Below are 14,151 nucleotides of genomic sequence, written 5' to 3'. Positions count from 1 at the left end.
AGAACAGGCAAAATTTACTGATATTTTTTAATGAGGTACCAACATGTTAAAACCTGAAATGGTCAAACAACTAAATAAACAGATCAACTTAGAGTTTTACTCTTCCAACTTGTACTTACAAATGAGTGCCTGGTGTGAAGAAAAAGGCTTTGAAGGTGCAGCAATATTTATGCGTAAACATGCGGCAGAAGAAATGGACCACATGACACGCTTATTTACTTATGTCAGTGAAACAGGGGCATTACCTATTATAGGTACCATAGATGCGCCGCCACACGAATATAAGTCATTAGCTGACGTTTTCGAAAAAACTTATGAACATGAATGTTCAATTACCGAACGTATCAATTCTTTAGCGCATCAAGCCTTTACTAACCAAGACTATTCAACGTTTAATTTCTTGCAATGGTATGTAGCTGAGCAACATGAAGAGGAGACTTTGTTTAAAAGTGTCTTAGATAAAATTAACTTAGTGGGTCAAGACGGCCATGCTTTATTTTTTGTTGATAAAGATTTAGCCGAAATGGCTAAAGTAGGTACTACAAGTATCATGACGGGCGCACCCGTTTAGTCACAATCAATAATATACCGCATAAAAAAGGCTTCTATATGAAGCCTTTTTAAATAATAACCTCTCATTATTCGTTAAAAAACATATCCTTCACCACGAAAAGTTTTAATCCGTGATTTGTCAGTGTTCACCAATAACTTTTTTCTGATGGTTGAAATATGCATATTAATACTTCGATTAGACTCGACCAGGCTACGCTTAAATATATGCTCAGCGATACTTTCACGGGTAACTAGTTGTGGAAAATCACTCATCAGCAACCACAATAAATTAAATTCTAATCCGGTCAGTGTAACCAACTGGTTGCAGCAATAAACTTCTCGACTACCCGGAAAAATTTCTACATCGGCGATTATAATTTTATCAGATACCAACATTATATTGTTTGATCAAACAAACTCACTTTATAACCAGTAGGAGCAGTATCATCAACTTCAACAACCATAAATTGTTCTTTCGATTCTTCATCTAGGATGAGTTCAAAAGCATTTAAGATAATCTCACTGCTGTTGTCTTTAGCAACCACATAAACTTGGTAGGTATTATTTTTTAAATACACGAGTTCGCTGTTGGCAAAGCTAACGGCTGTTTTATAAAAAGCACTTTCAATGGTTTCATCACTTCGGACAAAATAAATAGTAAACGCACCAAATTCAGTACTGTCGACAAGATTAACCATTTTAATTTCATGATCATAAATACTCGTTCTACTACTATTGCTAACGACTAACGAATGCACATCTAGCTGTATCTCATCAATATTACCATCACCGTCTTCATCAACATCACCATCTCCATCGTCATCGACCGCCACTTCATCAATATAAAAGAAAGCGGTTTTATGGCTATTTTCTCCTAAAGAAAGTAAATGGTTTTTCAACAATAGTTCATTTCCATCACCGACGACCAAATCGACACTGTAGTCACCTTTAGCAAGTTCAATCGGCTGACTTAGCTCACCTAGCGATAAGGCTTCAATTTCTGGCGAGTCGTCTACACCATTTAAATATAAGGAAAATTCACCTTGATAATCAGGTAGTAAATCATGCTTACCAATCGCATTGTACGCATTAAGTTTTGCTTCTGAGTCGGTATTAATAAATGATTCTATGAGTGAATTAGACATTTTATCAAGCATATATGGTGAGCTTCCCACGCCATTATTTTCGCGTATTGCGATGATATATTGGCTACTGTATGAAAAGCTTATATCATTCGATTGAAACAAAATTTCAGTGCTTCCTGGTGTCGTGATATAAAAAATATAATCATCTTGGTCAAATTTTTGATTAACCGACAATTCTTGATAACTATAGCTGCCAATAAAGTTAGCTTCATTGAAGGTTTCATCTGCTTTAGATAAATAGACATCGATACCTTCGCTATCGTCATGCATGTTCAGCACTCTAAAATTGAAGCGATCGTAGGTATCATCATCTTCATCATCAATAATATCTATATCGTAAGTGGTCACTGAAGGCGCTAAAATATCTTCTCCGATAACAATCAATTGAATCGCATCATTATTAATTTTTATACTATCGGTATAAACGACCGTTAAGTCGCTACTGTCTGTACTATCGCCATCTTGCCACGCCAGCTCATAGAAGTAAGAACCATTATCTACAATGTTTGCGTTTGATGCACTGCCATAAGGGACACCGTTATAAGTAAACTCAATTTCATCGTCACTTGTCGAAAAATCTTCATCTATCGTTAAATAGATCGCAGGAGAATTCTTTGTGGTGTTGTAGAGCTTCACATAACCTTCTGCATTAGAGTCACTATCAGACCCACCGCAGGCTGAAAGACTTAATATTACCGTCGTTACCATTAAAAACTTTATTCTTTTAATGCAAAGTATGTACTTTTTAGTATTCATTGACTCACCTAACTCTTTATTGTTGTCTGCGCTTTATTAGCTGTTTAAATATTGCCAATGAAATTTTGGCAGTTTCAATGGCAATAGAGTCACGTGCTGCTGATTAGTTCTGACCTTTACACAATCTTTGCATTTCTTTATCTTGGCGGCTTTTTGTTTAAACAACATCTCGTGTAATAACACGACTATTCAAGATATAATGATTTATAAGAAATAAAGTAAACTTAAAATCATAGGAAAATGCTTTGCAAATTGACGTGTTAGTTATTGGTGCCGGTGCTGCAGGATTGATGTGTGCCGCAACAGCTGGTTATCGAGGCAAAAAAGTCGTTGTCGTCGATATGGGCAAGAAACCAGGCCGTAAAATACTGATCAGTGGTGGCGGACGCTGTAATTTCACTAATGAAAATGCCGGTGCTGAACACTATATTTGCCAAAATCCTCACTTCATAAAATCAGCATTAAGTCGTTATTCAGCACAAGACTTCATTGAACTTGTTGAACGCCATGGCGTAAATTATCATCATAAAACATTAGGGCAGTTATTTTGTGATGACAGTGCAAAAGATATTGTTGACGTTTTGATGACCGAATGTGATTGGGCAGGCGTTGAAGTTAAAATGCGTAATGAAGTACTTTCAGTCGCTAAAACTGACAGTGGTTACCAAGTCCAAACAACAGAAGCGAGTTATAGCTGTAAATCATTAGTAGTCGCCTCTGGTGGCTTAACAATGCCAAAACTTGGCGCAAGTCCTATTGGCTATAAAATAGCAGAACAGTTTGGCTTGAATGTATTACCAACAACAGCGGCATTAGTGCCTTTTACTTTGCATGATCACGATAAAACCCGCTTCGATGGTTTATCTGGTATAAGTATATTTACCGAAGTCGCTAGTGACAGCGGCGAAACCTTTAAAGAAAATATTTTATTTACCCATCGAGGTTTGTCTGGCCCCGCCATTTTGCAAATATCCTCTTTTTGGCAAGCAGGTCAAGCAGTAACCATTAATTTGTTACCCGATCACAGCTTAAATGACATCATCGCTGAATGGCGCCAGCATCAAGCGCAAAAATCGCTTAAAAATTTGCTCGCGACCTTACTACCAAAAAGGTTCATTGAGTGCTTAATTGAAAGCAAAGATATTCCTGACAAAGCGGTTAACCAACTCAACCATGCAGAAATTCAAGCCATTCATGCTTTTATTCACCAATGGCAAATCAAGCCTAATGGCACTGAAGGTTATCGAACAGCGGAAGTTACACTTGGCGGTGTTGATACCGACGAATTATCTTCAAAATCTTTTGCTGCCAAAAAGAGCGATGATTTGTATTTTATTGGTGAAGTGATTGACGTTACGGGTTGGTTGGGTGGTTATAATTTTCAAGCGTGCTGGGCTCAAGGAGTGGCGACCGGCTTGGCAGTAGTGTGATGAATAATAGTATCTTAGTCTGCGCTATTCGGGTTGTGATTCTAACGTCTACTAAGAACTACGACCTATAAAACCACTACTCATCAGTAGATATGCAGATTTTTGTTAACCCCGTTCTTAACAAATCTGGTTACGACCATTACATTTCGCTTGGTATAAGCGTTTATCTGCATTATTCATTATTTGGTCAATCGATTTGATCTCATTTGAATTTTCTACCACACCCACTGATACCGTGATCTTTAATGATTGATTTTCAAAAGGAATAATAAGGGTTTCTATTGATGCTCTTATTCGTTCGGCAATGATACTGGCATTATTTTTGTCGGTATTAGGTAATAATATGGCAAATTCTTCCCCACCCACCCTAGCAAAAGTATCATAGCTTCTGAGGTGCGTCTGAACATTGTCTGCAAAACCCTTTAAAAATGCATCACCGGCAGCATGACCAAATTTATCATTAATATGCTTGAACTTATCTAAGTCCAAAAACATTATTGAAAATATTTTGTTTTTCCTGCTACTTCGATTGAACTCGGCCTCGGCTTTTTCATAGAAATAACGGCGATTATAAATACCGGTAAGAGAGTCGGTAGTAGCAAGCTTTTGAAATTGTTCAGACATAAGCTGTAACGCTCTCGCGTTTGCCTTTTTTTCTGTAATATCTGTGATGTACATATAAAGGTAATCATTGTGAACAATCTGTTCGGTAACGAGAAACCACTTACCTTCTTGGGTATCGACTTCAAACGATCGATAAGGACAACTTCTTCTCTTCGCTGAGGCATGAGATAACCAAGCTTCTAAAGTTGTAAATTCAATATTAATCCCTTTTGAACTATTGAAGCAGTCTGCACTTAGCTCAGAAAAGCTTTTGTTAAGCGCCTCTTTAGCAGACATACCAAATAATCGACCAATAGCATCATTACAATAAATGAGACGATCATCTCTATTGAAAATTCCTACTCCATCTTTAGTTAATGCTAAAGACTCAATGATTATCTTCTCAATTGAAATGTCCATCATTTACTTATCCCATTACAAAGATACGCTAACGTATCTTAGCTAACTCCCAGAGTGCCGTTAACTTATCGACAAATAATTTATCGCCTGCATTTGTCGAAGCAACAAACAGTTTAAAATTAGTGTCATCAAGACGAGTAACCGTCACTATGGTATTTTCATCTGTTGCTTTGCCATATGTAACACTGATGTCTTTAATCTCATGAAATTGGACTTTTTCAAGCTGGAAACCATCATTGTCATCTTGCCAATAAGAGAAAACTTCTTTATCGGTAAAGCCATTTCCGTCATCACGAATAGTTAGAAAAGCATCACTATAAAAATAATGGATCGTTTCATCGGCAGCAACAACATTCTGTCGATAAAGATATTTCATGTCGTGTTGCATAATTTCATTTTGCGAAATAACCGAATCACTTGGCAAAAAAGGCGTTTCTTGGGCGATGGTTAAACTCAGCAGTGGTAAACATAATATAATCGCAACAATGCTGTGTACATTCCATCTTGAATTGTACTGAATGGCCTCACTGTTTCGATCGTTAATACTATTAATGTATTTTACAAAAGGAATGAAGAGTAAAGGTAATAGCATTATCAATACATTCAAAACCTTTTGCTCTGTATAGTTACCCACTAATGAGAGTATTAAATATACTAATGCAAAAATTACCGCTATAAAAGGCAGCATCACTTTGTTTTTATCAAAACGTTCAATACTGTCATTTTTTAATGCTAAAAATAGTGGATAGAACCAAATGATAGAAAAGAAACCTCGTACGATTGGCATGATATCGCTTTGCTGCTTTTGTTTAATAACCTGCCAATTTCGATACATCCAATAGGCACTATAAAGTCCAAAGGTAAAAAATGACAGGGTAATAAATTTAACTAGTGCTACAGGAAAAAAATGACTATTAGCAAATACCGGTCGTTTATTAGACTCGATTCGCCAGCTAACAAGAAGTGCAACCAAGCCGATAGCATAAGTCCACATTGCGATAAGCATCCAACTCGCTAAAGGGCTTTCTTCATCGTCAACGTCAACCGTACTGGCTGTCTGTTTCGCATATTTAGTAATGCCGTAGTAAGCTTTACTTCTTAACGTTTTTCTTGCAGCAAGATAACTTTCCACTTCATTTGCCGGAATATGATCAGTCTTAGAGCGGTATTCAAAGGTTAAGTTTAAGATATTATCGGTAAAGGAAACATCGCGTTTAAAAAAGAAAAAATCATTGTCTTCAACGAAGCTATCATCATCAAATTCCCAGTTTTGTTCTTCGAATTCTAAGGTGATTTTATTAATAATATTATTTGGGTAAGCGAACCACAGCGGCGCAACTCTTGCGACTTGCTTGGGCTTATAAACAGCATTTCTGATATCCGTAGGATAGAAGCTTCTTTCATAATCAACCTCTCCTTTTTTCCAAAATTCGTTAATCGTGTAGCTTTCGGCTAATTTCAAAACGCCTGTTGAATAATCTGTTGTAATATCAACGGCGGAAGTAGCTGTTAATTTAGGATAAGTACTTTGATAAAAGGTTTCATAGTCTGTGGAAAGTTTCTTTTTACCCGCTTGTTCAATTTGACTGTGCTTAGTTTGCGCGGTATCACCTAAATATTCACTGACAATATAATAGGGTACTGCTTGCTCTACATTTTCGACAATAACATAACGGTCTTCAACATGAGTATAAGAATTTGACTGACTATTAGCCATTGATGTTAATGCTGTTTCTCCCGATTTAACTACCAAGGAAAATCCATAATCCGGTTGAAAAAGATAGGCTAAACGCCCTTCTTGATAACTTAACGTCGGATCTAACCAAATACGTTTACCATTAAATTCTAAGGTAACAATAACGTGATCAAACAAATTAACCGCAGGGAGTTGTTCAACAAGAAATTTAGTTTCTTCGGTATTAACTAAGGCGGGATATGCATCAATGCCCAATGCCTTCAACAGCGTAATAAACAATAAGGCTTTGTCTTTACAGTCGCCATATTTCAACGCTAAGGTTTCATGGGCCGGTGTCGGTAAATGGGAATTAACCCCCATTTCTAAGCCAACATAGCGTATATTGTCTTGCGTATATTTTAATGCTGCTGCAATTTGCTCTGCTTGGCTTTTATTTTTTTGCTGAAGCTCATTAGCAATTTCAATAATCGTTTTATGTTGTTCACTCGGTTGATATAAGGTTTCAGCCCAGACAGCAACATCGCCCCAGTTTTTACTTTCACTAAATGATACTAAGCCATAAGGTTCATACCAACCCGGCACTTCGCTTGCTGATGACAGTGTTTCAGCGTTATGCATATGCACTTGGTATTCGGTGTACTCACCCAGCTTTTTTTCTGTAATTGGCACTGACACATTGCGCGTGCTGAAAAATAAAGGCTTACTTTTCCCCCAAAGCACTCGAACAAATTGATCTCGTACTGGCACACTCCAACTCAGTGTTCGGCTATAAGCAAAAATACCTTTATAAACCGGGTTGTCGCCATAACGCGTAAAACTATAATCAAGGGTGTCACCCTCTTGAATATCGTCAATAAGGATATTGAGTGTTAAGGAGCCATTGTAAATTTGATTTTCTAATTCGGTTTCTCGGTTTAATAATGAAATCTTTGCACTCGACAATTTGTCAATACGTTGCCCATCTCGAATAACGAACAAGGTATTGAGTACCAGCTTTCGGTAAGTAGGGTCAAAATCGAGATTTATTTGCGAGATATAATCAACACCAGCTTGGTTTACAACTGTTTGAACATAGCGAGAATACCAAGCACTTTGTTGTTTTTCAGATAATTTCCTTTGTGAATCCAGTAATTGATAAAATACACCATCGGTTATTTCGTCTACGGGAATGTCTTTTGCTAGTGTGATATCACGAAACTCAACCCAAGTAGGGGCTGCTTCAATATAAATGTCATCATATTTTTCGCCGTGCGTTAAGCCGCTCAGTAAGAGTAATAAGGCACTAACGATAAATATTTTTATTGGGGGTAAAGAATTGAAAATACGCAAAAAAAATCCTTTTTGTTTTTATTATCTAGCTAGTTTGCCTTTAATGAGGTCAATAAAGCAACATTTTTAACAACATTAGCCATGCGAATCAAAAAACTACACTACTTATAAAAGTAAAGTCAGCTTAGGTTTTTCTTGCTATGCTTGTCGAGCTACACTGTCGCCCTACAATTCAAGCGTAAATAATCTATGACTATAAATATAGAGACCAGCAACTGCCCTCTTTGCCAACAAAAAAATCGTTGTGATGTCAATTCACCTCAGCAATGTTGGTGCACTTTAGAAAAAGTGCCCAAAGCCTTAATTCAACAAGTTCCTGATAAAGCCAAGGGTAAAAGTTGTATCTGCCAAGCATGTATTAGAAAATTTAATTTAACTGAAAAAGATAACTTCACCGCACTTTAACAAAATTCTCAACTCGCTAATCTTTTAAATATTTAGCACTGCAAGCACTTAATCAACAGAGAAAAAAACACTTTCCCTATTTACTGTAAATGTTACTACTGAGTGTTTTCTCTTTATGTCCTAATACCAAGGAAAAGCAATGTTAGCTGATGCACAAAAAATAGCGGTAACATTAACTGAAACTCGTCGCCCGTGGAGCGCTACAGCAACGTTAGGGTTAACCTTACTGTTTTTTATCCTCTACTTTATTATTTCGATTACTGTTCTTGCTATAGCCGCAGGCATAGAAGTCGCCGCACCAGGAATGAGCATAGATCGCGTCCTAACCGCTGGAGTAAAAATAAGTCAAAGATTAGCACTCGATGGTGACTTTAATGCGATTAACTATCTGATCACGGCTTTATGTTTAACCCCCTTGATCTTTTATTGCGCAGCAAGAAGAAAGCTAACAACAGCTGCGGCCTATTTAGGTTTTAACAAATGGCCAAATAAAGCCAACTTCATTAATTATAATGTTGTCCTAATAGGTTATTTTATCTTTTCTTACTTTGCCTCAGATGCCTTAGGTATAAAAACGCCACAAAGTATGATAAATATTTATAACACTACTGATTATCTATTCTTGCTCTTTATTGCCGTCGTGATAGCCGCCCCATTTTTTGAAGAACTTATTTTTAGGGGCTTTATCTTTAAGGGATTAGCAAGCTCGCCTTTAGGTGTTATTGTTACGATTATTATAACCAGTGTGTTATTTACTTTAATTCATGCGGGCCAGTACGATATAAACATACTCGTGGTATTATTTCCTTTAGCCATTATTTTAGGTGTATCACGCTATAGTAGCGGTGGTATTTACCTTCCGATTTACCTGCACTTTATAAATAATTTATACTCCAGTGTAACTATGTATTTATTCATGAACTAGCTAGATAGCGATAACATTAACCCTAGTGAGATTAATTCATTTCATTATTAACGATGAGCGTAGCAATGAACGAACTTTATCCAGAAATCACACCTTTTGATCATTTTTTATTACCCGTTGGTGACCAACATAAACTCTATGTAGAACAATGTGGTAATCCAAAAGGACAAGCCGTTGTTTTTATTCATGGTGGGCCAGGAGCTGGATGTTCAGCCAATGACCGACGTTTTTTTGATCCTGAGAAATATCTCATTATATTATTTGACCAACGTGGCTGTGGTCGTTCGTTGCCTTTTGGTAGTTTAGATAATAATAATACTCAGTTATTAGTTGCCGATATTGAGAAAATTCGTCTAAAGCTAAAGATTAAAAAATGGCATGCTTTTGGTGGTTCTTGGGGATCAACACTGGCTTTAGTCTATGCACAAACTCACCCTGAATCAGTGATCAGCTTGGTATTACGCGGTATTTTTTTAGGCCGTGCCGAGGATACTCGATGGGCATTTGAAGGAGGAGGTGGTACTCGAATTTTTCCTGATTATTGGCAAGAGTATCTTGATGCTCTGCCTAATGGTGAAATTCAGACCGGTGTTAAAACAGCCTACGACATTATGACAGGTGACGATAAAATAGCCGCAGAGCGAGTTGCACAAGCATGGGCTAAATGGGAGATCCGTTGTTGCACGCTAAAGCCTAACGAAGAGTTTGTTGCTGCACTCACCGGCGATGATTCTTCTTGGACTCTTTCTCGTCATGAGGCTCATTATATGGTGCATGGCTGCTTTTTATCGGAAAATCAGATACTAAAAAATTGTCATAAGATTGAAAATATTCCTATGGTTATTGTTCATGGCCGTTACGATATTGTCTGCCCTTTTGACAATGCTTGGCTCTTACATCAACAACTGCCAAATTCAACATTGTTCAGTACAATTGCTGGCCATGCTTCAATTGAACCTGAAACAAGAGATCAGTTAATTAATGCCACCAATAAAATGCTAACGCTATAATATTGTTTATTATGAGCTTTTTTTTAATGATATGGCTTGCTTACTTTCATTATTGTTAAAAGTACTACTGTAAAAAATAGTAATAATTCTCTACACTAAGCCAATAATTATACAATATAAAACGCTTAGGATTAAAAAATGAGAATTGCCCCCACAGTTCTTTTAGCATTAATAGTGGCTTTTTCAAGTCACTCATTACCTGTTAAAGACAACGTTATACATTATAAAGTGACTTTCGAAAACGCGGTTCATCATGAAGCGCGAATTTCGGTAACCTTTCCAGACATTGAAAGCCAAGTTTTGACCGTTCAAATGAGCCGCACCTCTCCAGGGCGCTATGCTTTACATGAATTTGCTAAAAACGTTTATAACGTGACTGCTGTAAACAGTATGGGCGAGCCCTTAGAAATTACGCGACCTAACCCTTATCAGTGGGCAATCGACAATCACGATGGTGAGGTAACCGTAACGTACACCTTATTTGGTGACCGCGCTGATGGTACTTATGCTCAAATAGACAGAACACATGCTCACTTGAATATTCCTGCTACGTTTATGTGGGCATCAAACCATGAGAAGCGTCCTATAAAAGTAACATTTGAACCTTTTAGTTCAACATGGAAAGTGGCCACTCAGCTACAAAAAACCCAAGATAAATATACCTTCACTGCCCCCAACTTAGCCTATTTTATGGACAGCCCAACAGAGCTTAGTGACCACCAAGTAAAAAGCTGGACTGTTCACTCAAGTGGCAAAGATTACCAAATTAACTTAGCTGTGCATCACAATGGTCTAGAGGAAGATTTAGTTGAATTTACCCGTCAAGCTAAAGCTGTAGTTGCTGAACAAATTAAAGTTTATGGCGAATTACCTGCTTTTGATTACGGAGAATACACTTTTATTGCCTGTTATTTACCCCACGTCAATCGCGATGGCATGGAGCATAGAAACTCAACAATTCTCACTAATACTCAATCATTAGATGAAGGGAATTTTTCACAATTAGGCACCTTATCACATGAGTTCTTTCATGCTTGGAATGTTGAACGCATAAGACCTAAAGCATTAGAACCTTTTAACTTCAGTGCTCATAACATGACAACAAACTTATGGTTCGCCGAAGGTTTTACTTCTTACTATGACAAATTAATGATCCGCAGAGCGCAAGAGTCTACGGTTGATGAATACTTAAAAGCTGTTACCAAGACGGTTAATCAGGTTGAGCAAGTACCTGGTCGAAAATTTTTCACCCCTGAAGGTGCGAGTATGCTGGCAACGTTTACCGATGCGGGTACTGCTATTGATAAAACTAATTTTAGTAATACCTTTTTCAGCTATTACAGCTATGGCAGTGCCATGGCATTAGCACTAGATTTATCTATTCGCCAGCAATTTCCAGGAAAATCACTTGATGATTTTATGAGAAAAATGTGGACAGATTTTGGTAAACCAGAAATTCCTTACACCCGTGAAGATTTGCGCCACACCTTAGGGACTTTATTAAGTAATGATACCTTTGCTAAGCAGTTCTTTGAGCAATATATTTATGGACAAGTAAAACCTGATTACGCATCACTATTAACTCATGCTGGCTTAAAAATAGTTAGTGCTCACCCAGGTGATGCTTTTTTAGGTCAGGTTAAATTTAATTTTAGTGGCGAAGCTGCCATTATTGAGAAACCAATAAAAATTGGCTCTCCTCTTTATCAAGCAGGTCTTGAACGTACTGACCAAATAGTTAAAGTAGGTCGAAGAACTATAGGTAACGACAGTCAATGGACAAGTGCATTAGAGCAATTTAAACCGGGTGAAAGTACAACGATTGAATACATTCAACGTGGCGAAAAACTATCAACCACGATTATCTTTATTGAAAATCCAGAAGTGAAAGTAATAGCCCTAGATGATGAAGAGATAAGTGAATCACAAAAAGCATTTTTATTGGCATGGCTTGGCGCAGATAAACCAAAAGAAAATAGCGATAAAAATAAATAGAGTCCTGACTCCTAACCTGTAAAAGTTATGCGAGAAGTAAAGTTAACCTAACCATTAACTTTACTTCTTTCAATTGCTTATTGTAAGTTTACATTTTAATCACTTTTATATTACATTTATTACAAATGATAATTATTACCAATAAAGGCTTTATTTTTATGGTGATTCAGTTGTAATATATCGGCTATAATTTGTTGTTATGCTAAGAGCTAGTTTCTTTTTAGCGTATTTTATAGGACTTGTTTGTGTCATATTGCCAAGAAAAAATCGAAGAGTTTACTCATCCCATAATTCATTTATTAGGCGAGCAATTAACATGGCGCTGGGAAGACAGATTTTCCGCTATGCTGTCTGAATTCTCTCGTGATAAAAAAGATAAAACGCTAGACGCACTTCGCCAACAATTTCAACATGAATGGAATAAAAAAACGGCAAAAAAAGCACCACAAGAAATTAAAGAATACTTAGGTCCCTTAATTAAACTTAACAAAGATCAACTTATTTTAGCTCGACCTGCCACAGATTCAACACCAGCGATTATAGCGTTATGGTGGCCTTGGGGACACGGAGGCACGTATTCATTGCGTTTAGCCGTATTAGATTCACCTTACGAATACGATGAGTCTGCGCAAAGTGATGGAAAGCTCCTTAGCCGCATAAAGAATATGTTTTCTTAATGAACATCGACAATAAATCTGATATTGCAGTCTCTTACTTTTAAATCTATACCCACCAAGTCTATTTAGGTTCTATTTGTCTATATGAAAATTAACACCTTGCTCTGATAATACCTTGATAAAGTCACTTTTACTGCACTGTGCAACTTGCTGGCAAACAATAAGGTATTTATCTATGGCGGGTTGGTGGTCTTGTAAGGCCGCTTCTTGTAACCAAAATAGTGCTTGGTTTAAGTCTTGCTCACCATGCTTACCATGCTTACCTGTGATGTAAAGTTCAGCTAAATTAACTTGCCCAAGCTTATAGCCTCTTTCAGCTGAGAGGTTGAATTTTTCAAAGGCTAATTCGATATGGTTATCTATATAGCTCGCTTCTAAAAAAGCTAAACCTGAATTGTTCTGTCTTGCGCCAGGGAAGTAAGTACTACTTAAAAAACGCTTTTTCGCGGTTACAACGGGCTTACCCCTTAATTCATTTTTAATCGGTCTTTCAACCCGATAAATAGCACCTTCCGTGCGCATTTTATGTAATTCAGCAAAACTGTAATGATATTCTTTTCTTGAAAAAAAACTAAAGTGAGTTACATGCCCGACTCTAATGCTTTCATCTGCACCATGCTGCATACGATAAAATAATCGGCTATAGACCACGGTTGCTACATCACCGGTAATATCAGTAACCTTCCCAACACGGTATTTTTCATTGGGTCGTAACTCACTAGAAAGATACCGAAAATCAACATGGTAGAAGTCATTAACAGCAGGGTTTTCGATAAACTGATCAGACAATTGATGTTGCTTGATTTCACCTTGTACTAAGTAACCTAGGAACATTAACGTTAAAAGCGACCCTAAAAATTTACTGGACAATCGCCAAGCGGGAAATAGATTTTTTGACAATTCTTTGACACGCTGTTTTGGTAAAGTAGCTGCATCGGTTTGAACCCAGCATTGCTGACATTGAATAATAGTACTTTTTTTAACCGGGTAAAATGGAATAGACTCAATAAAAAAGAAGGCATATTTAATCACGCCTTTCACCTGATGATGCTTACAACCACAATCAGGGCAAGTTAACTCATTGATTATACTACCTTCAATTATTGATTCACTGTATTCCATTTTATACTCTTTTTTTATTCCATTATTTTTTATACCATTGGTACGAAAATCATACAAGCATTAATTACGAAAGGATTGGTAGACGC

The 14,151-nt window shown here is 37.1% G+C and carries 12 protein-coding genes; 7 read left to right on the top strand and 5 right to left on the bottom strand.

Annotated elements, in window-relative coordinates:
* The first annotated feature begins 43 nt into the window (after nucleotides 1–43).
* Nucleotides 44–571: a non-heme ferritin gene (gene ftnA, locus H4J57_RS03815; RefSeq protein WP_182215314.1), complete on the top strand. Its 528-nt coding sequence runs from the start codon at nucleotides 44–46 to the stop codon at nucleotides 569–571.
* Between the two features lie 74 nt (nucleotides 572–645).
* On the opposite strand, the gene H4J57_RS03810 is transcribed toward ftnA, so the two are convergent.
* Both H4J57_RS03810 and H4J57_RS03805 read right to left on the bottom strand, forming a co-directional pair.
* Nucleotides 646–948, bottom strand: a complete 303-nt coding sequence (locus tag H4J57_RS03810) for a winged helix-turn-helix domain-containing protein (RefSeq protein WP_182215312.1) — start codon at nucleotides 946–948, stop codon at nucleotides 646–648.
* Nucleotides 948–2,453, bottom strand: a complete 1,506-nt coding sequence (locus tag H4J57_RS03805; RefSeq protein ID WP_182242009.1) for a hypothetical protein — start codon at nucleotides 2,451–2,453, stop codon at nucleotides 948–950. The genes H4J57_RS03810 and H4J57_RS03805 overlap by 1 nt, the downstream gene beginning before the upstream one ends.
* A 245-nt stretch (nucleotides 2,454–2,698) precedes the next feature.
* Between H4J57_RS03805 and H4J57_RS03800 the strand changes: the two genes are divergently transcribed.
* Nucleotides 2,699–3,883 (top strand): NAD(P)/FAD-dependent oxidoreductase, encoded by a 1,185-nt coding sequence (locus H4J57_RS03800; protein WP_259366786.1) that lies wholly within the window; start codon nucleotides 2,699–2,701, stop codon nucleotides 3,881–3,883.
* A gap of 117 nt (nucleotides 3,884–4,000) precedes the next feature.
* Here the strand turns inward: H4J57_RS03800 and H4J57_RS03795 are convergent, their stop codons facing one another.
* On the bottom strand, nucleotides 4,001–4,909 hold the full coding sequence (locus tag H4J57_RS03795; protein ID WP_182242008.1) for a diguanylate cyclase: 909 nt from the start codon (nucleotides 4,907–4,909) through the stop codon (nucleotides 4,001–4,003).
* 25 nt (nucleotides 4,910–4,934) lie between these two features.
* Complete coding sequence (locus H4J57_RS03790; RefSeq protein WP_182242007.1) at nucleotides 4,935–7,931, bottom strand: DUF3857 domain-containing protein; 2,997 nt, start codon at nucleotides 7,929–7,931, stop codon at nucleotides 4,935–4,937.
* A 189-nt stretch (nucleotides 7,932–8,120) separates the two neighbouring features.
* Here H4J57_RS03790 and H4J57_RS03785 point away from each other — a divergent pair, with 189 nt between their 5' ends.
* From H4J57_RS03785 to H4J57_RS03765, 5 genes are all read left to right on the top strand, one after another.
* Nucleotides 8,121–8,336 carry a cysteine-rich CWC family protein gene (locus H4J57_RS03785; RefSeq protein WP_182215305.1) on the top strand — a complete coding sequence of 72 codons (216 nt, stop codon included), beginning with the start codon at nucleotides 8,121–8,123 and terminating at the stop codon, nucleotides 8,334–8,336.
* Nucleotides 8,337–8,475: 139 nt separating this feature from the next.
* Nucleotides 8,476–9,261 (top strand): CPBP family intramembrane glutamic endopeptidase, encoded by a 786-nt coding sequence (locus H4J57_RS03780; RefSeq protein WP_182170533.1) that lies wholly within the window; start codon nucleotides 8,476–8,478, stop codon nucleotides 9,259–9,261.
* Nucleotides 9,262–9,326: 65 nt separating this feature from the next.
* Nucleotides 9,327–10,271, top strand: coding sequence for a prolyl aminopeptidase (gene pip / locus H4J57_RS03775; RefSeq protein WP_182242006.1), 945 nt, complete (start codon nucleotides 9,327–9,329; stop codon nucleotides 10,269–10,271).
* 138 nt (nucleotides 10,272–10,409) lie between these two features.
* Nucleotides 10,410–12,266, top strand: a complete 1,857-nt coding sequence (locus H4J57_RS03770) for a M61 family metallopeptidase (RefSeq protein WP_182242005.1) — start codon at nucleotides 10,410–10,412, stop codon at nucleotides 12,264–12,266.
* A gap of 245 nt (nucleotides 12,267–12,511) precedes the next feature.
* Complete coding sequence (locus H4J57_RS03765; protein ID WP_182215298.1) at nucleotides 12,512–12,943, top strand: hypothetical protein; 432 nt, start codon at nucleotides 12,512–12,514, stop codon at nucleotides 12,941–12,943.
* Between the two features lie 72 nt (nucleotides 12,944–13,015).
* On the opposite strand, the gene H4J57_RS03760 is transcribed toward H4J57_RS03765, so the two are convergent.
* On the bottom strand, nucleotides 13,016–14,065 hold the full coding sequence (locus tag H4J57_RS03760; protein ID WP_182242004.1) for a tetratricopeptide repeat protein: 1,050 nt from the start codon (nucleotides 14,063–14,065) through the stop codon (nucleotides 13,016–13,018).
* Between the last annotated feature and the right edge of the window lie 86 nt (nucleotides 14,066–14,151).

Origin of the sequence: Colwellia sp. BRX8-7, assembly GCF_014077275.1 — a bacterium.
In the GTDB taxonomy this organism is placed as follows: domain Bacteria; phylum Pseudomonadota; class Gammaproteobacteria; order Enterobacterales; family Alteromonadaceae; genus Colwellia_A.
Note: the sequence above shows the minus strand (reverse complement) of the source record. Positions and strands in the feature narration are given on the sequence as shown.